The 18037-nt window shown below is 65.2% G+C and carries 19 protein-coding genes; 5 read left to right on the forward strand and 14 right to left on the reverse strand.

What is annotated here, in order from left to right; all coding sequences use genetic code 11:
• Positions 1-10 precede the first annotated feature (10 nt).
• Both HTZ84_RS17490 and HTZ84_RS17495 read right to left on the reverse strand, forming a co-directional pair.
• Positions 11-445 (reverse strand): CBS domain-containing protein, encoded by a 435-nt coding sequence (locus HTZ84_RS17490; protein WP_174681847.1) that lies wholly within the window; start codon positions 443-445, stop codon positions 11-13.
• 247 nt (positions 446-692) lie between these two features.
• On the reverse strand, positions 693-1271 hold the full coding sequence (locus HTZ84_RS17495) for a DUF7090 family protein (protein WP_174681848.1): 579 nt from the start codon (positions 1269-1271) through the stop codon (positions 693-695).
• A 298-nt stretch (positions 1272-1569) separates the two neighbouring features.
• Here HTZ84_RS17495 and HTZ84_RS17500 point away from each other — a divergent pair, with 298 nt between their 5' ends.
• Entirely contained in the window at positions 1570-2250 is a 681-nt protein-coding gene (locus HTZ84_RS17500; RefSeq protein ID WP_174681849.1) for a class I SAM-dependent methyltransferase, read from the forward strand.
• A gap of 481 nt (positions 2251-2731) precedes the next feature.
• Here the strand turns inward: HTZ84_RS17500 and HTZ84_RS17505 are convergent, their stop codons facing one another.
• The 3 genes from HTZ84_RS17505 to HTZ84_RS17515 all read right to left on the reverse strand — a co-directional run bounded on the left by HTZ84_RS17505 (position 2732) and on the right by HTZ84_RS17515 (position 3894).
• A complete protein-coding gene (locus tag HTZ84_RS17505) occupies positions 2732-3307 on the reverse strand; it encodes a DUF1684 domain-containing protein (RefSeq protein WP_174681850.1) in 576 nt (191 codons plus the stop codon).
• A gap of 49 nt (positions 3308-3356) precedes the next feature.
• Positions 3357-3560 (reverse strand): hypothetical protein, encoded by a 204-nt coding sequence (locus HTZ84_RS17510; protein ID WP_174681851.1) that lies wholly within the window; start codon positions 3558-3560, stop codon positions 3357-3359.
• Positions 3561-3654: 94 nt separating this feature from the next.
• Complete coding sequence (locus tag HTZ84_RS17515) at positions 3655-3894, reverse strand: DUF7127 family protein (protein ID WP_174681852.1); 240 nt, start codon at positions 3892-3894, stop codon at positions 3655-3657.
• Positions 3895-4119: 225 nt separating this feature from the next.
• On the opposite strand from HTZ84_RS17515, the gene HTZ84_RS17520 reads away from it, so the two are divergent.
• Both HTZ84_RS17520 and HTZ84_RS17525 read left to right on the forward strand, forming a co-directional pair.
• Positions 4120-5079 carry a CPBP family intramembrane glutamic endopeptidase gene (locus tag HTZ84_RS17520; protein WP_174681853.1) on the forward strand — a complete coding sequence of 320 codons (960 nt, stop codon included), beginning with the start codon at positions 4120-4122 and terminating at the stop codon, positions 5077-5079.
• Positions 5080-5184: 105 nt separating this feature from the next.
• Complete coding sequence (locus HTZ84_RS17525) at positions 5185-7560, forward strand: ATP-dependent DNA helicase (protein WP_174681854.1); 2376 nt, start codon at positions 5185-5187, stop codon at positions 7558-7560.
• Positions 7561-7587: 27 nt separating this feature from the next.
• Here HTZ84_RS17525 and HTZ84_RS17530 read toward each other — a convergent pair whose 3' ends face one another.
• Positions 7588-7971: a DUF7521 family protein gene (locus tag HTZ84_RS17530; protein WP_174681855.1), complete on the reverse strand. Its 384-nt coding sequence runs from the start codon at positions 7969-7971 to the stop codon at positions 7588-7590.
• 278 nt (positions 7972-8249) lie between these two features.
• Here HTZ84_RS17530 and HTZ84_RS17535 point away from each other — a divergent pair, with 278 nt between their 5' ends.
• Positions 8250-9365 carry an AI-2E family transporter gene (locus tag HTZ84_RS17535; RefSeq protein ID WP_174681856.1) on the forward strand — a complete coding sequence of 372 codons (1116 nt, stop codon included), beginning with the start codon at positions 8250-8252 and terminating at the stop codon, positions 9363-9365.
• 124 nt (positions 9366-9489) lie between these two features.
• On the opposite strand, the gene HTZ84_RS17540 is transcribed toward HTZ84_RS17535, so the two are convergent.
• The 4 genes from HTZ84_RS17540 to HTZ84_RS17555 all read right to left on the reverse strand — a co-directional run bounded on the left by HTZ84_RS17540 (position 9490) and on the right by HTZ84_RS17555 (position 13689).
• Positions 9490-10236, reverse strand: coding sequence for a halocin C8-like domain-containing protein (locus HTZ84_RS17540; protein WP_174681857.1), 747 nt, complete (start codon positions 10234-10236; stop codon positions 9490-9492).
• 329 nt (positions 10237-10565) lie between these two features.
• Positions 10566-11375 carry a helix-turn-helix transcriptional regulator gene (locus tag HTZ84_RS17545; protein ID WP_174681858.1) on the reverse strand — a complete coding sequence of 270 codons (810 nt, stop codon included), beginning with the start codon at positions 11373-11375 and terminating at the stop codon, positions 10566-10568.
• A gap of 483 nt (positions 11376-11858) precedes the next feature.
• Positions 11859-13463: a hypothetical protein gene (locus tag HTZ84_RS17550; RefSeq protein ID WP_174681859.1), complete on the reverse strand. Its 1605-nt coding sequence runs from the start codon at positions 13461-13463 to the stop codon at positions 11859-11861.
• 1 nt (position 13464) lies between these two features.
• Complete coding sequence (locus HTZ84_RS17555; RefSeq protein WP_174681860.1) at positions 13465-13689, reverse strand: hypothetical protein; 225 nt, start codon at positions 13687-13689, stop codon at positions 13465-13467.
• A gap of 417 nt (positions 13690-14106) precedes the next feature.
• On the opposite strand from HTZ84_RS17555, the gene HTZ84_RS17560 reads away from it, so the two are divergent.
• Positions 14107-14760: a DUF5518 domain-containing protein gene (locus HTZ84_RS17560; protein ID WP_174681861.1), complete on the forward strand. Its 654-nt coding sequence runs from the start codon at positions 14107-14109 to the stop codon at positions 14758-14760.
• A gap of 94 nt (positions 14761-14854) precedes the next feature.
• Here HTZ84_RS17560 and HTZ84_RS17565 read toward each other — a convergent pair whose 3' ends face one another.
• The 4 genes from HTZ84_RS17565 to HTZ84_RS17580 form a co-directional block, all read right to left on the reverse strand.
• Positions 14855-16177 carry an ABC transporter permease gene (locus HTZ84_RS17565; RefSeq protein WP_174681862.1) on the reverse strand — a complete coding sequence of 441 codons (1323 nt, stop codon included), beginning with the start codon at positions 16175-16177 and terminating at the stop codon, positions 14855-14857.
• Complete coding sequence (locus tag HTZ84_RS17570; protein ID WP_174681863.1) at positions 16177-16965, reverse strand: ABC transporter ATP-binding protein; 789 nt, start codon at positions 16963-16965, stop codon at positions 16177-16179. Before HTZ84_RS17570 ends, HTZ84_RS17565 begins: the two co-directional genes overlap by 1 nt.
• A 36-nt stretch (positions 16966-17001) precedes the next feature.
• Positions 17002-17409, reverse strand: a complete 408-nt coding sequence (locus tag HTZ84_RS17575) for a DUF5788 family protein (RefSeq protein WP_174682618.1) — start codon at positions 17407-17409, stop codon at positions 17002-17004.
• Positions 17410-17475: 66 nt separating this feature from the next.
• On the reverse strand, positions 17476-17805 hold the full coding sequence (locus tag HTZ84_RS17580; protein ID WP_174681864.1) for a hypothetical protein: 330 nt from the start codon (positions 17803-17805) through the stop codon (positions 17476-17478).
• Positions 17806-18037 lie beyond the last annotated feature (232 nt).

An 18037-nucleotide genomic window follows, 5' to 3' on the forward strand; every position in this document is an offset into this window, starting at 1 on the left:
CAGCGCACTCTCAGGTGTGTTCGTACGGCGGAATCTCGGCTTCGACGACGTCGCCGAGCAGTTTCAGCTCTCGACCGAGGAGAACGACGAAATCGTCGAACGCGACGATTCCGGCGAGGTTCCCGTCCGCGTCCGTGGCGGGCACCCGCCGAACGTTCGCGTCCTCCATGGTTCGGAGGACGTCGAAGATTCCGCTGTCGACGTCGACGGTCACGAGGTCCTCGCTCATCACGTCGGCGGCGGTCACCGAGGTGGGATCTTCCCCGCGGGAGACCGCCTCGATCGTGATATCGCGGTCCGTGACGATCCCCTGTGGTTGCTCTTCCTCGACGATAACGACGCTTCCGACGCCCTCATCGTCCATAAGATCGGCTAACTCGGTGAGCGACGCGTCCGGGGACGCGCTCACGACCTGTTCGCGGACGATCGATTTGATTTCGGGCATTGTCTTCACCGTTCCGTCGCCGCGATGGGACTCACAGCGACAGGCGCGCCTTCACCGAACGGTGTGATAAACCTCTATTGCCGTCGATCCGTCGTTCACGATGGCTGACATCCGCGCTCCGCGACGGGCGCGTCCGGAACCGTTCGGCGATCAGGGCCCAGTTCCCAGCGAGACACGGACCGACCGGTCCCTCGAGTCGTCCAGCGGCGACACTCACGAACCCGTTCGAGAAAACCCGCGCGACCGCTCAGAACTCGGCGTCGACGCTGCCGTCCTCGTCCAGGTCGATGACGCCGTCGAAGCGCTCGCGGAACTGCTCGACGAGTTCCTCGTCGTGGGGTTCCTCGGAGACGTGGAAGAGGCCGATGGCGTCGTACTCCTCGAGTAGGTCGAGAATGCGCTCGACGGCTTCGAGGGCGGCCTCGTCGCCGGCGTAGTAGGCCAGTTCGGTCACGGAGTCGAAACTGAGGCGGAGTTTCCCGTCGTGGGCCTGGAGGAAGCCGTCGATGTGCTCGACGATGCCGTCGATGTCGTCGGGGGCGGCGACGTAGTGGACGGTGTCGCTCTTGCGCCGCGAGTAGCCGTGTTCGATGCTCAGCGTGTCGAGGATCTCGGCGCGATCCTCGTCGACGTCGTAGTACTCGAGTTTCTGTTTGACTTCGCGCGCGGTCGTTCGCGTAGAGACGACGAGGAAATGGTCGGTATCGGTCTTGAGAAATTCGGTGTCGATGCGGTCGGTTTCACCGGTGCTGGGGTGGAGAAGGAGCACGCCGGTGCCGCCTGGTACCGTCTCCGGAGTGCCGTCTATCTCAAGCGTATACTCCATATTGCCGTGAACAACTTCCGGCACCGACTTAATAGTGCGGATGTTTGCGGGGCGTTCGCTCGCCGCGCGAAAAGACGACCCACGGAAGGGTTCGCTCGGCCACGATCCGATGCCCACGGATTTCGGCCGACCTAAACCTCTCCGTTCTTTCCTATTTAGGCTAGCCTAAAAAGACTGTCGGTCGATCCGTCGCCATCGGTTCGACTCGAATCGCCGTCTTTCCAAATCGGCGCCGACCCGACGCGGGTCGCGATGCCGAGTCGAACACGTTTTCCTCGCCCGGCGTGAGGACTCGCGTATGAGCGTTCGCGAGGAGTTCGACGAGTGGGCCGCGAGCGGCCGGGACAGAGGCATGGAAGACCGCCACTGGCACACCGCCAAGCACGCGCTCGCGCGGATGCCGGTCGAATCGGGCGACGTCGTCCTCGATCTGGGCTGTGGCAGCGGCTACGCCGGCCGCGCGCTGCGGGACACGAAGGACGCGGGCCGCGTCTACGGCCTCGACGGCGCGCCGGAGATGGCCCGCAACGCCGCGGAGTACACCGAGGATCCGGCGGTCGGATTCCTCGTCGGCGACTTCGACGAACTGCCGTTCGCCGACGACTCGATCGACCACGTCTGGTCCATGGAGTCGTTCTACTACGCCGCGGATCCAGCACACACCCTCGAGGAAATCGCCCGCGTCCTCCGACCCGGCGGCACCTTCTACTGCGCCGTCAACTACTACGAGGAGAACGTTCACTCCCACGAGTGGCAGGAGTTCATCTCGATCGAGATGACCCGCTGGGACCGCGACCGGTACCGCGAGGCCTTCCGCGAGGCGGGGCTACACGTCGCCGAGCAGGACAACATCCCCGACCGCGAAATCGCGATCCCCGCAGAGGGCGAGTTCCCGACCGATGATTGGGACACCCGCGAGGAGATGGTCGAACGCTACCGGGAGTTCGGCACGCTGCTGACCGTCGGCGTCGCTCCCTGACGCCCCGTCGGTAGTGACTGTTACTGTTCAGTTTCGGCGGTCTACGGAACGCTCGAGAGAGACTGCTCGAGAGGGACCGCTCGGCATGTGATGGCGCGCGCTGTGCCGCGACGAGTGAATACGAGTCGGAGGACAAAGCCGTGCGGGGGATGAGGACCGCAGCGACCAGCAGGAGCGAGGACCGCAATCGGTCGGGGAGGGCGAGGCGATTCCCCGTCGCCACGATAGCAGGGCGCTTCCGTTCGTCCCCGTCGACTATCGCCGCTTTATCTGCTATCGCCGTTTCGTCCGCTATCAGCACAGTTCTCGAAAGCCGTTACTCGGTTCTGTACGCCCCCGTTTCGACTCGAGCTATCCGCCGTTTGACAACCCCTTCGCTTCGACTCGAGATGCGTCGCTGTCTATCGATTTCCGAACTGTAACTCGACCCGAAACTGTCCGCGGGGTACGAAGTCACACAGCAGCCGGGGACACGCCGCCGTTACTCGAACCGCTCGCCGGCCGGAATCGCCACCTCGAGCCAGTTCTCCTCGGGCGGCAGCGGGCAGTCGAAGGTGTCGCTGTAGGCGCAAAACGGCGTGTACGCGAGGTTGAAGTCGACGACGATCTCGTCGCCGGTTTCCAGGTCGCGGTCCGGGGCCAGTTCCATGTACCGGCCACCCTGGTAGCTCTGCTGGCCCGTCGTCTTGTCCCGGAAGGGGACGAACAGCGGCTCTTCTTCGGGGCTCTCCATCTGGTAAGCGTTGAGTTCGAACGCGCCGTCCTCGAGGTCCTCGTCGTCACGCTCGAGGTCGAACTCGAGGGTCGCGACCCGCAGATACCGCATCTCTCGGCCCGCGGTCGTCTCCATCAGGACGACCTCGGGGTCGTCGTGAACCGTCGCGGTCGCGGCGACGCGGTAGTCCGGATCGGGATCGAAGTAGTCCAGACCGTCGAAGTCGTCGCGCTCTTCGGGCGGGATCGGCGACTGGGGGTGGTCCGCGAAGAACTCGTCTTTCTCGTCGCGTTTCGACTCGAGTTCCGCGCGCCACTGATCGACGTCGTCGAGAGTGCTCATAGCGTTCGTTAGGCGTCGCGACTGGAGTGCGTTGCGTTTGTCGACGGGGTTAGCCGCGACTGAGCAACAGCGCGATACCGGTCAGAAGCGGCAGCCAGAGCGCCGTCGTGAGAATTAGGCCGGCGACGCGGCGGGTCACGTTACCGGTTCCGTCTTCGACATAGAGAAAACACGCGGCGAGCGTCACGAGGATCAGCCCGAGGAGCGCGTTCGTCGTCCGGCGCTCGTCGAGCGGACGTCTCGATTCCGACACCGGCCGCTAACAGTTTACGGAATGATAAACCGGTTGCTGTGGCAGACGGAGACGAGACGAGGCATTCGGACTGTCTCCGCTCGAGTCGTCGTCGCTACTCCGCGATCGTCAGGACGCCGTTCTTCGCGGAGACGTCGCTGGCCTCCGGCGGGAGTTCGAACTCGAACTGGTCGCCGTCGGCGACGATGATCGCGGTCGAGCCGAGAACGTCCATCTCGAGGTCCGCGGCGGCGTTCCCGAAGTCGACGGCGATAACGCTGCCGTCGTCGTACTCGAACGTGCGGATGACCGCATCGTCTCGCTCGACGTTTTTGAGGGAATTGGGGACCTTCATTGTGTACCCGTGGGTAGGAGCCGAGCGGATTAAAGGGGCACGCCGGCAGCGTCCGGTTACCCGCCGTCGACGTAACGCTTATCGAAATTCCGGCGAACGCACCAGTATGTCACGGCGTTCGCGCCGGCCGCGACGGGTTCGACGGTCGCGGCGGGCTCGACGGTCTCGAGCGGAAACGGGAACGGAACCGGAACCGAGGACGAGCGCGGAGGCGGGCCGACGGCGATGACGGACCGTCGTCCTCCTCTCGTCTTCCTCGGCTCGCTCGCGGCGCTCTCGGCCGGCGTCGTCGCGCTCTCGCAGCTGACCGGCGTCGGCATGGTCGTGCTCGCGCCGCTGTACATGTTCACGCCGATGCTCGCGGGGATCGCGACCTGCCTCGTCGGCCCGCCGTCGTTCGAACGGGCCGGGCTCCGCGTCGGCTGGGGACGGCTCCGCTGGCTCGCGGTCGCCGCGGTCGTCCCGATCGCGCTCGTGTTGCTCGGGACCGCCCTCTCGCTCGCCCTACCGGGCGTCGAGTTCGTTCCCGACGCGAATCCGCTGACCGGCGAGGGGACGGATTTCGCACAGACCCAGGGCGGCGAACCCGTCGGGCCGTCGCTTCCCGGCTGGCCGCTCAACCTGCTCGCGACGATCGCCGTCGCGATCGGGGTCGGCGCGACGCTCAACGTGATCTTCGCCTTCGGCGAGGAGTTCGGCTGGCGCGGCGCGTTCCTCACCTCGCTCTCGCCCCTCGGTTTCTGGGGTGCGTCGGCCGTCATCGGACTGGTCTGGGGGCTGTGGCACGCGCCGATCGTCCTCGAGGGGTACAACTTCCCGAACGAACCCGTCCTCGGGGTCGGCGCCATGACCGTCGCCTGCCTCGCGATGTCGCCGGTCTACACCTACGTCACCCTCTCCGCGCGGTCGGTGCTGGCGCCGGCGATCTTCCACGGGACGTTCAACGCCTTCGCGACCGCGCTGGTCGTCTTCGCGCAGGGCGGGTCGGAACTCGTCGTCAACCCCGTCGGCCTGATGGGCGCGCTCGCGTTCGGGATCGCCGCGGTCCTCATCGCGCTCCGCGGGGCGCCGGAACTCACCGCCGACTGGGCCGTCGCCGGCGAGGACGCCGCGGGCTCCGACGCTGAGGACGGCGATCACGGCGGCGACGCCGGGACGCTCGAGTCGTCGACCGGGGAGGCGTAAGCGCCGGGGTTCTCGCACCCGTCGGCCGGCCCGACGTTTACGGCGGAAGCCGCGGCCACCGTACTCCGTCAGGGATATGCACCACCGTCACCGAGTAGGCGAAGAATGACCGACTGGCGCTCGATCTTCGGCCACGAACGCCCCTACGACGAGCAGGTCGACGGCATCGAGACCGCGATCGACGCTGCTCGAGACGGCGGCTACGCCGTCGTCGAGGGCGCCTGTGGCACCGGAAAGACGATGATCGCGCTGACCGCGGGGATCGACCTCGTGCGCGATCCCGACACCGACTACGAGCGCGTGTTCGTGCTCACGAGCGTCAAACAGCAACTCCACCAGTTCGAGGAAGACCTCGAGACGATCAACGAGAACCTCCCCGACGACTGGAACCCCGTTTCGGGGCTCACCCTCGTCGGGAAGGCCGACGTCTGCCCGTACAACCGCGCCGGCGCCGGCGGGATCGACGACGGCAACGTCTACGACCGCTGTGAGACCCTGCGGGATCGCACCCGCGACCTCACCGGCGAGGGCGGCGACACGACAGCCGGAAGCCTGACCGCGCAGGCCCGCAGCCAGCAGATCGGCTTAGCGGACAGCGGCAGGCAGGGCGGCGGGCCGCGCCTCCTGCAGACCGCCGGCGAGACCGCGCCGTACTCGCCCGACCTCCCGGAGTACAGCGACGGCGGCCCCGTCGACGTTTCGACGGAGTACTGTCCGTTCTACGCCCAGTACCTCGAGGACCTTCCCGAAGAGGGCAGCGACGGCGATGCAGTGGAAGCGGTCCCCTACGACTTCACCGAGGCGGGAATGATCACTCCCGAGGACCTCGTCGCCCGCTCGGTCGCCCACGGCACCTGTCCGCACTCGGTGATGGGCGCCGTGCTCGGCCACGTCGAGGTCGTCATCGGGAACTACTACCACGCCTTCGACCCCAGAACGACCGGCTCCTTTACCGGCGCCCTCCTCGACGACTCGACGTTCGTCGTCTGCGACGAGGCCCACATGTTAGAGCCCCGCGTCCGGGATCTGGTCAGCGACGGCGTCGCCGATCGGACCCTTCGGGACGCCGAGACCGAACTCTCGCGGGTCATTCAACCGATCAAGTTCGAGCGCGAGGGACGGCGCGCCGAGGGCGGTTCCAAGACGGCCGACGCCGACCTCGTCCGCGCGGAACTCAAGGACAGCGACGTCTCCTACGACGAACTCGAGCAGACCCTCGAGTTCGTCCGCGACCTCCGGAGCGAACTCGACCGCCGGGTCACGGCGCATCTCGACCGGAACCACAGGGGGTGGCAGTCGAACCTCGCCGACCTCGGGGACGACGAGATTCCGCTGCGCGACCCCGCGGAACCGGCCGAAGACGAACTCATGGCGTGGGCCCGCGAGGCGGGGTACGGCGACGCCGACTGGGTCCGCGCCGAGGCCGTCGGCGCCGTCGTCGAGCGCGTTCTGAACGAAGCCGAGGACGAGGACCGCACCCGCGCCGCACCCGCCGTCGGCCGCGTCTTGGGCGAGTGGTACCGGCGGGGCCACACCGACTACTTCCGCGAGATCGAACTCGAGCGCACCTGGGACGACACCGAACCCGCCGACTCGTGGCGCCGCGCGTACAACGCCCGCATGGCCCTGCACAACTGCGTCCCCAGCGACGCCATCGGCGAACGCCTCGGGATGTTCGGCGGCGGCATCCTCATGAGCGCGACCTTGGAGCCGATGGACGCCTTCACGGAAGTAACGGGACTGGACTACCTCGAACGCGAGGAGGACCGCCCGGTCGTCGAACGCCGATACGGCCTGCACTTCCCCGAGGAGAACCGCGAGAGCTTCGCCGTTGCAGCACCCAAGTACACCTACGACAATCGCGGTCGACCGGGGGAAGAGAACCCCACGCGACGGCAGTACGTCGACGCCGTCGCCGAGGTCGGCCGACTGCCGGGCAACGTCCTCGTCGGAATGCCGAGCTACGCGGAGGCCGACTGGCTCGCCGGCGTCTTAGAGGAGCGACTCGAGAAACCCGTCTTGCTCGACGCCGCCAGCGACGACGAGACGACGCAGGCGCTCAAACGGGAGTTCTTCGACGGCGAGGGGAAGGTCCTCGTAACCAGCCTCCGCGGGACCCTGACCGAGGGCGTCGACTACAGCGGCGACCGCCTCGCGGCGGCGGTGGTCTGTGGCGTCCCCATCGTCAACACCTCGAGTCCGCGCACGAAGGCCGTCCGCCGGGCCTACGACGACGAGTTCGGCGACGGGTTCACCTACGCGCTGACGATTCCCGCGGTCCGGAAGGCGCGGCAGGCGATCGGCCGCGTCATTCGCAGCCCCGAGGACGTCGGCGTCCGCGTCCTTCTGGACGAGCGCTACGCCCGCGACAGCTGGGACTCCGTCCGGCCGTACCTGCCCGACGACGGCGAGTTCCAGCCCGTCAGCCCGGACATGCTCGACGTCGGCCTCGAGCGATTTCGGAGCCGACTCGAACAGTAGCCGGAACGACGCTCGACTCGCGGACCCTCACTCCGACTCGGAGTCCGAGCGGGGGTCGGACGCGTTGGAGTCGAACTCGAGATCGGACTCGGAGCCGGATCCGGACCGATCCAGCGTGATCGTCGTCGTTGTCGTCGTCGTCTCGGCGTACAGCGAGTACAGGAGAATCGTGAAGCCGGCGGCGATGCAGCTGCTCTGGATCGCGACGCCGAGCGCGACGTCGTCGGCGCCGACGTGGGCGATCGCGCCGCCGATCGAGCCGGCGACGATGACGCTAAAGCCGATGGCGACCGCTCGCAGCGCCGCCGACCCCGTTCGTCGAAAGGCACGGTAGGCCAGCGCGGCGACGGCGCCGCCGGTGACGAACGTCGCCGTGTTCGCGGCCGCGATGAGGAGCGTGTATTCGTCCATAGCTACGTGCAAGCACTCGGCGTCTCCGAAACGATTGCGATCGTCGCCGTTCCGTCGATCGCTCCGAGCGACTCGGTAGTACGGTGTCCGCGGCTCTCGTACTTCAGTGACGCCGCCTATTCTCACTCGGAAAGAACGGTGCGAAGACGTTCGGCGAATTGCGTCGGTGACGATCGCTCGAGGTCGACCGCTGCCGGCGACGCGTCGGTCGCGGCCCCGTCCGTGCTCGACGTTACGCTAATCCGAAAGATTTTGTCACACCGGTGAGAGTCACGGCTGTGACAGCGAACGCGACTGCGGACGCCGACCGACGATACGTGCTCGCGGGTATCGTCGCGCTACTCGGCCTCGTTACCGGTGCGATTCTGCTCGACGTCCTCGGGACGATCATGTTCGCGCTGACGGTCGCCTACGTCCTGTTGCCCGTCCAGGGCTGGCTCCACCGGCGCGGCCTCTCGGAGCGGCTGTCGGCCGTCGCGGCGACCCTGCTCGGCTTCCTCGGAACCGTCGCCGTCTTCGCGCCGCTGGTCGTCGCGCTCTACGTCCGCTTCGATCAGGTCCAGACCGTCCTCGAAGAGATTCCCGACGAGTTGCCCGTCGCGGTCGCGGGCTACACGTACACCGTCGACGTCGCCGACGTCAATTCGCTCGCGATCGACTTTTTGAGCGACGCGGCCGTCTCCTTCGCCGCGGCGCTGCCCGTGCTGGGGATCAAGTTCGCGCTGTTCGTCATCCTGCTGTTCGCGCTGTTGCTCGAGGCCGACGCCGCCGGTCGCGCGGCCATCGCGCCGGTTCCTCACGGCTACCGCGACGTCGTCTACGCGCTCGCGATGCGGGCCCGCGAGACGCTGTACGCGATCTACGTCCTGCAGTTCGCGACCTCGGTGGCGACGCTCGTCATCGCCTACCCGCTGTTCTGGCTGCTGGGCTACGACGCGGCGTTCACGATCGCCTTCTTCGCGGCGATACTGCAGTTCATCCCGATGATCGGCCCGAGTCTGCTGATCGCGCCGATCGCGCTCTACCACGTCGCCGTCGGCGACCTCGTCGCGGGCCTCCTCGTCGGCGTCCTCGGGATGGCCCTCGTCGCCTGGCTTCCCGACATCGTCGTCCGACCGCGACTGGCTCGCCGCTCGGCCGGCCTCCCCGGGAGCCTCTACTTCGTCGGCTTCACCGGCGGGCTGTTCACGCTGGGCGCCATCGGCGTCGTCGTCGGGCCGCTGATCGTCGCCGTCTTCGTCGAGGCCGTCGACCTGCTGGCCGACGAGGTCAACGGCGACGCCACGTTCGCCGACCTCCTCGAGGCCGACCTCGAGGAGTCATCGACGACGGCGTCCGAGACGGACGCGGAGACCAGTTTCGACGAATCGAAGACGCGGACCGCCGACGACTGATCGAACCGACTGGCCCGGTCCGTCTCGCTACCGGACGACCGTCGACGTCGCGTCGTCCGCCCCGGAAGGGAGCGGTGATTTCGCTCGCTTCGGTTCCGGACTCGTTCTCACTGTCGCGAACCGTCTAACAGAGTCCCGCTCGATCACAGGCCTCTTCAGCGACCGCGTCACCGCAGCCGCTGTATTCGTCGGCGACGGTACAGACGATTTCGACGAAGCCCAGACAGCTGAGTCCCGCAACGGGAATCGTGATACCGAGGAACCCGCAGATGAATCCGCCGGCGGCACTACACCCGATGGTACAAATTTGACCTGCGGCGTACTGACAGGCGCTACAGCCCGTGACTTCGATATCTGCTGGAGTGACAGCAGTGCCTGAGGGGCTGATCTGATCCGGATCGAGTTCACTATTGCGCGCTTCTCGGATCGCGTCCGTATCGACGGAAATGACCGTCGCTCCGCCGGACGTGGCCGCAGGCCGTGGCCCGTTGGATTCCCCTCCGCCCGTGGGCTCGAACCGATGAACTTCGTTGAGGACACCGTCGTCGGTTTCGTAGTAGTAATCGAGACTGGCGACTTCGATCTCACCGGTATCGGGATTGCGACCCACGACGATGCTGCCCTCGTCGGCGTCCGCCGGGTCCTCGAGATCGTACTGGACGACTTCTCGAGCGAAGTCCTCGCCCCGGGCGTAGCCGGCGACGACGCCATCGACGTCGGTCCGGACCTGTGCGCCGTCGGCTCGAGCGCGCTGTGCGAGTTCGCGGAACGCGGGCGTCGCTGCGAGCTTGCGAGCGAGATCTCGTTTCTCAGCGCCGGTGAGCAGTTTCGCTTCCTCAGCCTGTGAGAGGTCACCTGCCGCGGCAGCCATTCCCGTCGACCCGGTAGCGAATAACCCGGCGGCACCGACGGTTTTGAGAACGTTTCGACGGTTAATTCCACTATCTTCCTCTAGTTCGTTATTATCTTCTTTCATCGCTACAGTACACGGTAGAATGGATGAAATATTGATAGTAACTTCTGCTCACAAAGCGTCGTTCGCTGTCCGTGCAGTCGATCCTCGTCGTGCAGCGGGTGGTCCGGCACTGTAGGTTTCGTCGGAGAATAGCGACCGCGGTACAGTCGTATCGCACCTCTTTCGAGAACCTCGTTCGTCGACGATCAGATACGTGTCTGTCGATCGGATGTGGACGTCGAGAATCAGTACGTTTTGATCCTGTTTTCCGCTCGCTTGAACGACGCGTACTTTTCTTTCATCCACCGTTCGACACCGGGTACCGGATCGTCGAATCGCACGACCCCGTGGATCCCGCTTCCGTCGTTGTACGCGATAATCATGCATCTGTTTTCGCTGAAACAAATTCCGTACGACGGATACTCGTCAATAACGGTCATCCGTACCGTCTCCGACCGCTGTAACGCGTCGAAATCGGCCGGTTCTGCCTGCCCTATCGTTTCGAAACATTCTACAGGACCGACAATTTCGCTATCCGTTATCGACGCTCGTTGCGCGAGTACGGACGCGTATTTCGGGTTGATCGCCGGAGCGCACAGCCGCAGTCGATCGGCGTTTTCGATGAACGCAGTAAACTCGTTGACGGCTTCGAACGGCACATCGAATCCGTTTACCGCGATTTCGCCCGATGACAGAGCGTCTACGTCGACCGAAAACTTTCGCGGAACTTTCGAGAGGAACGATCCGATTTTCGCTGCGGATTCGACGTCCTGTAACAGGTCAGTGAAACTCGACAGAACGAACCTGCCTACCGGCGTAATCTCGTATACTTTTCCGCTTCGTTCCGTGACCCAGTCCCGTTCCTGTAACTCACGGAGATTGCGTCTGAGCGTCGTTCGATGGACATCTACCTTCTTTTCTAACTTGGACTGTTTGTGCGGTGATTCCGAGAGCACCTGGAGGATTCGAAGTCGGTCCCGTGTTCCAGCCAGGAATTGAACGTCGCTGTACCCATTGTTCTCGAGTCCTCGTTTGTGTTCGTTTTCGGATTGCATGCGCGACGATTACGGTCCTCGTATTCGATCCGTCACCGATTCTTTATTATCCACGCCAGTCCGGTTCTGGTGACTGTCACGATCTAACTCGTCCGCATAGTTTTAATACACTATCAGATGTTATAGTTCTTTCCCGGGTAGAATTATGGGAAAAAAGATCGGCACGCGACCAACGGTCGTTCTCGTTCCGATCGCCGTCACGAGATCAGTGCAACCGAAATGAAGCCATTAAATTAATTACTCATAGAAACGGAAACTCAAATATGAATCGTCGAGCGTCGCTTCCGATTGCGATCCTCGTTACCGGTGTCTCCGTCCTCTGTATGCTAGTGCTCGCGACCGGATTTCTCGACCCCGACTGGATGCTCGACACGATCGGACTCATACCGTATCTCGGCACGATAGTCGTGATGTTCGTCTGCTTCATTCTGTCGTTCTATTTCGACATGCTCGGTACGCTCCGTCGAGAACTGTAATCGCCGCTCACTCGAGCGTGTACCGGTTGAACCGTCGCACCGCCGCCCGATAACAGCCGTAGCCGACGCCGCCCTCTAGAGCGAGCCAGACCAGTACGGACGCGGCCCAACCGATGGTCGCTACCGCACTGTCGCCTAACAGTAGCCGTGAACCGACGACAGCGCCGCTCCCGAGCGTCCCGAGCGACGGCACGACCATCGAGTAGATCGCAATCGCCGACAGACTCGGTGGAACCACGTTCCGCCGACGGCTGACTCGTATCGCGCCGAATCGGGGAAACCGCATACCGAGGGCGAGCGCGATCCCGATCGCGGCCGAACCGTGGACGCCGGCCCAGAGCGCCAGTCCGACCGCGATCGGCAGCGCGTATGTCGCGGCGCTGACCGCGCCGACGGTCGCGACGAGCAGCGGGACGCCGACGATCGCGCTCACCAGCGCCGTGCCACCCACGAACTGGCGTCCGTCGACCGGTGACGCCACCGTCGCCGGTAGCGCCGCCCCGTCGTCGCCGAGCGGGTTTAGCGTCAGGCAGCCGCCGACGAACCACGAGCCGAGGAGACCGACGGCGACCGGAAGCAGGGAGCGCCCGCCCGTCGTCCGTGCCAGATCGACCACCAACCACACGCCGACGAGCAGCGGGACGCCGAGATGCGAGACGCGCGTCAGGTCGCGTTTCGCTCGTTGTACCGATCGCCACGCGACGTACCGCGTCGGTCGGTCGATCCGTCCTCGAAGGTGGGTGAACGGACGCGGTCGATCGCTCGTAGCCGGCGCCCGTCGAACATCACCGTCCGTCCCCTCGCCGTCGGTCCAGAGCTGAATCGCGAACCGCTCGGTCACTGATCCGCCTGCGAGGGCGACCACGAGCGTTCCGAGCACTGCTCCGACGACCCGATACGGGGACGCCGCGATCGGCGTCCCGACGACGAAGAGATCGGCGTACCAACTCGTCGGCAGTCTCGCGGCGAACTCCAGGGTTGTGCTCAGTTTTGTCATCACACCGGCGGCGACGACCGCTCCGAGAAGGCCGAGTCCGCCGGCCACGTGCGCCGTCTTCCAGCGGACGCGGCGACTCAAGACGGCGACCACGGTGCCGACCGCGTAGCCACAGCAGACGCTGCTCGTCAGAAACAGGACGGTGGCGACCGGAATCGTCGCAATCGGAACGGCCGTGTCGGCACCGGTGACGAATCCGACACCGAGGATCCCGACGGGGAGGGCGGCGAACGCCAGCGCGCGGAGTTCCTCCGCGACGAGGACGCCGATCGTTACCGCCGACGGTCGCACGCTCGTCAGTAACAGCGCCGGGTTGTCGATATCTACGGTCCGTATCGCCGCTCGCTGCCCGAATAGCGCGGTACTCGACAGCCAGAGCAGCGTCACGAGCAGTCCGACGATCGGCGGCAGTGACGGATCGGATCGAGCCGCGAGTTCGGCCGTTCGGCTCTGGACGACCAGCGTCATCAGCCCGAGATAGAGCGTCCCGAAGAGCCCGGCGCCCACGAGCAACGCGAGTCGAATCCGATCCCGCTTGAACGCCCGCCAGTCTCGACGCACTTCGGTCCGGCCGATCCGTAGTCCGTGGGCGAGCGTCCGAAGCCGTCGTATCATCTCAGTCGGACTCGTTCGCCGAATCGTTGTACTTCAGTCCTCCGTAATAAATTGCGCCTAACACAATACTAGTACCGATCGCTTCGAGAAAGGCGGGCTCTGACCCCGTATACAGGTCGTACGCGATACTTACTGCGAAGAGGACGACTACCGCGGCAATCGCGTGGAATATGTGGTTCTCTTTCAGTTGTTGATTCAATCGTTCGAACGCGGATGCGTCTGTCATATTGTTCGGTGGATAGTCTGCCGCCTTCCGTCTCTCAGCCGTTGGGCGGTCGACGATCGCGCTTCGGTCGGTTTCGAGAGGCGATACTACGCTCGGAGGGCGACGTTCCGCCAGCCGGTTTCGTACCTCAACCTAATATTCATCTCCACTATATTATATACTTTTTGCAGATCGATACAGAATTAATACCCCGACGTAGGGATCGAATCGGGCGAACGAACTTCTTTTAGTTAGCTTTTCAACTCGTAGGCAGGTCGCTCGTCCTGCGTTCCGAGTCCGTCGATCGGCGCTCTATCATTTCCCACCGGGCCGCTTTTCCGGGTTACCATCGTCGACATTGTCCCGTATAGTCGCGTCCGAACGTGGCAACTCCGGACGACCTCCCCATCTTTTTACGCTGGTCGTCGTCCGTTCCCTATGACTTCCGGCCGAACGCTCGCCAACGCGATCGTCGGCGCCATCGTCGGCGTCGTGCTGTCGTTCATCCCGCTCTCGCCCGTTATCGGCGGCGTTACCGCGGGTTTTCTCGAGGGATCGAACGCCAGACAGGGAGCGGTCGCCGGCGCGCTCGCGGGGGCGATCGCGTTCCTCCCGGTCGCCGGCTTCGCGATGCTCGGACTCGGAGTCCTCGGGTTCGGAATGGGGATCGTCGCGGCGCCGATCGAGGGCTTCGCGATCGCGGCGCTGGCGATCGTCGGATTCGGACTGGTCCTGTTCCTCTACACCGTCGGCCTGTCGCTGCTCGGCGGCTACCTCGGCGCGCTGCTCGCCCGCGAGTACCCCGATCAACGGCGCCGGACCCAGGAGACGATCGGCCTCTCTTCGGACCGTTCGGAGCGATCCCGATCGCTCGGCGCGACCGGCTCGCGAGGCACTCGATCGGACGTGAGGGTGGATCGCGATCGCGGCCGACGCGATCACGGACGCGACCGCGAACGCGGACGGTTCGGAACGCGCGAGTCCGTGTCGGAGTCGGGGACGGAAACGAGCCCGGAAACTGACTCCGACACCGACCCGGACTCGAGTGCGTCGTCCGACGGTGACCGAGATACCGAACCCGAGCGGTTCTGACGGAGCGGACTCGAGAACGCGGTCCAGCCGACGAGGGTGTCGGGTCCCGCTCCGGCCGTCGCCGCGAGGATCACTCTTTCCCGTTCCCGACCGCTCACTCGTAGCGGAGCGCGTCGATCGGATCCGTCCGCGCCGCTCGCCAGGCCGGATACAGGCCCGCGAGGATCCCGACGAGCACGCCGACGACGATCGCCAGCGCGACGTACTCGAGGGGGTAGACCAGCGGGAGGTCGATGTACCACGCGCCCAGGTAGCCCGCGACGAGGCCCAACAGCGTGCCGAGGATCGCGCCGATGACGCCCAAAATCACCGCTTCGGCCAGGAACAGCCCCAGTATCTCCCGGTTCTGAGCCCCGACGGCTTTCATGATCCCGATCTCGCGGGTCCGTTCGGTCACCGAGACCAGCATGATGTTCGCGATGCCGACCGAGCCCACGACCAGCGAGATCGCCGCGATGCCGACGATGAAGTTCTGGAGCAGGTTCAACACGTCCTCGAGTTGCTGGAGCAACTCCGCGCTCGTCTGCAGTCGCACCTCGAGGCCGTCGTCGAGCAACGCGCCGGCGTCCGACTCGTCGCTCTCGAGGTAGCTCCGCGCGCTCTCTTTCGCCCGTTCGATCGCCGCGTCGTCGGTCGACTCCGCCTCGACGACGATCGCGAGGAACAGCGCGTCGTTCGCGTCGCTCGAGTTCCCGTCGGTCTCGGTTTCGTTCCCGTCGCTGCCGTTGTTCGCCCCGCCGGAGTCGCCGCTCGGGAACGCCGCGGCGGCGTCTTCAGTGTAGAAGGGATCGGTCGGAACGTAGACCCGCGGCGACGGCTCGAACCCTTCGAACGGGCTCAGCCCCTCGGAGCTCTCGGTGATGCCGACGACGGTGACGGTCGTCCGCTGGCCGCCCTGCAGGGCGATCGTCAGTTCGTCGCCGACCGAGACCTCCTCCTCGAACTGGCCGGCGACGGCCGGGTTGATGACGGCCTCGCGCTCGCCCTGCTCGAACTGCCGTCCCTCCGCGAGCCTGTTCTCCCGGATATACGACGGCCCGGCGGCTACGAGAGCGTCGCTCTGTGGCGATATCTCGCCCTCGTAGGCGAGGGCCTGCGTGGATAACGGCATGTAGCCGTAGGCCGCCTCGACCCCCTCCCGCCGTTCGATTTCGTCGAGATCGTCCTCGCTGAAGACGGGTTGGGCGCCCGCGAGCGGGCCGCCCTCGGTCTCGGGCTCGGCGGCCCAGCCGTAGACGTTGCGCCGGTCGTCGGGGCTGACGTCCCCGAGCACTCCCTCCTGTAAGCTCGCACCGAGCGTGACGAAGGCGATCACCGCCGCGATGCCGATCACGATGCCCAGCGTCGTCAGCGACGACCGCAGTTTGTGGCCGCGGATCGACCGCCACGCCAGGCGCAGACTCTCGATCGCCCGCATCAGTCGCCCGCTCCGGAGTCGGTTCGACTCGAGGGGTCGTCCTCCTGCTGGCCCGCGCTCTCGTCGAGGATCTCGATCCGTTCGATCCGCCCGTCGAGCAGGTGGACGATCCGCTCGGCGCGTTCGGCGACGTGGCGTTCGTGGGTGACGACGACCATCGTCGTCCCGGCGTCGTGAAACTCCCCGAAGAGGTCGAGGATGTCGGCCTCCGTGTCGGTGTCCAAGTTGCCGGAGGGCTCGTCGGCCAGCACGATGGCCGGATCGTTGACCAGCGCCCGCGCGAGCGCGACCCGTTGGCGCTGCCCGCCGGAGAGTTCGTTCGGGAGGTGATCGGTCCGATCCGCGAGGCCGACCCGCTCGAGGAGGTCGCGGGCCCGCTCGCGGCGCCGTTCGCGATCGACGTTCTGGAACAACTGCGGGAGCGCGACGTTCTCCGTGGCGGTCAACCGGGGCATGAGGTTGAACGTCTGGAAGACGAAGCCGACCGTCGTCCCCCGGAGGGTCGTCCGTTCGCGGTCGGTCAGCGCCGCCACGTCCTCGCCGTCGACGACGACGGTGCCGGCCGTCGGCGTGTCCAGACAGCCCACGAGGTTCATCAGCGTCGACTTCCCCGAGCCGCTCGGCCCCATGATCGCGGTGTAGGACCCACGCGGAATCTCGAGGGAGACGCCGTCTAACGCGTGGACCGGCTCACCGAGCTGGTAGGTCTTCCGGACGTCCTCGAGGGCCACCGCCGTGCCGGCGTCGGCGCCGACGCCGGCGGCGCCCCCGGTTCCCGATGTCGCCATAGGCGGTCGACCACGGCCCGACCGAAAAAGCTAGTACTAGCGGCGGATCGCGTCCACGAACTCGAGCCAGCGCTCGTGATCGGCCAGCGTCGCCGAGCGGGCCTCGGCGCCGAACCGCTCGCGCCGGAGGCTCTTGAGGGCGTTTCGGGCGCGGTCGATGCCGACGATCGTCTCGACGAGTTCCTCGCCTTCCCCGCGATCGATAGAGGCCGATTCGAGGCGCTCGACGAGGCGTTTCCGCTCGGCGGCCAGCTCCCGCTCGGTCTCTCGGACCAGCGGCTTCGCGTCGTCGGGGATGCCGTCGACCTTCCGGGTCTCGATGAGGAACTCCTCGAGAGGAAGATCGTCGTCGCCGACGGTGATCGTCTCGAGGAGTTCCTGCCCGATCGTCGCGCTCTGGCGGTTGGCGCGCTCGATGAGGTTGCGTCGTTCTGCGGCGTCTATCTTTGTATCCGTGTTCGGGCGGGTCATAAAATTGTTATCTTGACGGTGATGCGTCGCAGTACCTCGCTACCAGTCGGTCTCGTCGGCGTCACTCTGGGTCGCTCCCCAGTCCTCGTCCGTTGTGTCGGTCTCGACCGACGCGGTCTTCTCGCCGCGGAAGATGAAGTAAGCGACGAGGGCGACGATACCGAAGATTCCCGTGAGGAACAACAGCCCAGTGACACCGAACGCCCAGACGAGCTCGTTGTTCTCGCGCTTCGAAGCGTCCTTGTAGACCCAGTAGCCGATGCCAATCGAGATGAGCAGGAAGACCACCCCGATCGCGAGAAGGATCGTCGGATCGATCAGGGGTTCCGCTCCGTCGGTCTGTAACGGAAGGTGCGCAAACTGTATCATGCTCTCACCTCCGCTCCGAAATTCGCTCGAGCGTCGTGACGTCGCTGGCGGCCACAATCGTACCGACCGGTTGTTTGCGGGGATATCGTATTCATATATTCCTTCGTTTGAAAAATCCTACCTAGTAAACATATTTCTTTTGTTTGTACACTGATAAATTGTAGCGAACGGACGGTGAATATAGCGTTGATGTGCCTACTAACGCCGAACGCTGCCGTAACTGTCTGCGAGA

It is taken from the genome of Haloterrigena gelatinilytica, assembly GCF_013342145.1.
Classification (GTDB): domain Archaea; phylum Halobacteriota; class Halobacteria; order Halobacteriales; family Natrialbaceae; genus Haloterrigena; species Haloterrigena gelatinilytica.

Excerpts from the sequence above, each read along its gene's own strand:
- HTZ84_RS17490 (WP_174681847.1), bottom strand. The coding sequence starts at position 445 with ATGCCCGAAATCAAATCGATCGTCCGCGAACAGGTCGTGAGCGCGTCC.
- HTZ84_RS17495 (WP_174681848.1), bottom strand. The coding sequence starts at position 1,271 with ATGGAGTATACGCTTGAGATAGACGGCACTCCGGAGACGGTACCAGGC.
- HTZ84_RS17500 (WP_174681849.1), top strand. The coding sequence starts at position 1,570 with ATGAGCGTTCGCGAGGAGTTCGACGAGTGGGCCGCGAGCGGCCGGGAC.
- HTZ84_RS17505 (WP_174681850.1), bottom strand. The coding sequence starts at position 3,307 with ATGAGCACTCTCGACGACGTCGATCAGTGGCGCGCGGAACTCGAGTCG.
- HTZ84_RS17515 (WP_174681852.1), bottom strand. The coding sequence starts at position 3,894 with ATGAAGGTCCCCAATTCCCTCAAAAACGTCGAGCGAGACGATGCGGTC.
- HTZ84_RS17520 (WP_174681853.1), top strand. The coding sequence starts at position 4,120 with ATGACGGACCGTCGTCCTCCTCTCGTCTTCCTCGGCTCGCTCGCGGCG.
- HTZ84_RS17525 (WP_174681854.1), top strand. The coding sequence starts at position 5,185 with ATGACCGACTGGCGCTCGATCTTCGGCCACGAACGCCCCTACGACGAG.
- HTZ84_RS17530 (WP_174681855.1), bottom strand. The coding sequence starts at position 7,971 with ATGGACGAATACACGCTCCTCATCGCGGCCGCGAACACGGCGACGTTC.
- HTZ84_RS17540 (WP_174681857.1), bottom strand. The coding sequence starts at position 10,236 with ATGGCTGCCGCGGCAGGTGACCTCTCACAGGCTGAGGAAGCGAAACTG.
- HTZ84_RS17545 (WP_174681858.1), bottom strand. The coding sequence starts at position 11,375 with ATGCAATCCGAAAACGAACACAAACGAGGACTCGAGAACAATGGGTAC.
- HTZ84_RS17550 (WP_174681859.1), bottom strand. The coding sequence starts at position 13,463 with ATGATACGACGGCTTCGGACGCTCGCCCACGGACTACGGATCGGCCGG.
- HTZ84_RS17555 (WP_174681860.1), bottom strand. The coding sequence starts at position 13,689 with ATGACAGACGCATCCGCGTTCGAACGATTGAATCAACAACTGAAAGAG.
- HTZ84_RS17560 (WP_174681861.1), top strand. The coding sequence starts at position 14,107 with ATGACTTCCGGCCGAACGCTCGCCAACGCGATCGTCGGCGCCATCGTC.
- HTZ84_RS17565 (WP_174681862.1), bottom strand. The coding sequence starts at position 16,177 with ATGCGGGCGATCGAGAGTCTGCGCCTGGCGTGGCGGTCGATCCGCGGC.
- HTZ84_RS17570 (WP_174681863.1), bottom strand. The coding sequence starts at position 16,965 with ATGGCGACATCGGGAACCGGGGGCGCCGCCGGCGTCGGCGCCGACGCC.
- HTZ84_RS17580 (WP_174681864.1), bottom strand. The coding sequence starts at position 17,805 with ATGATACAGTTTGCGCACCTTCCGTTACAGACCGACGGAGCGGAACCC.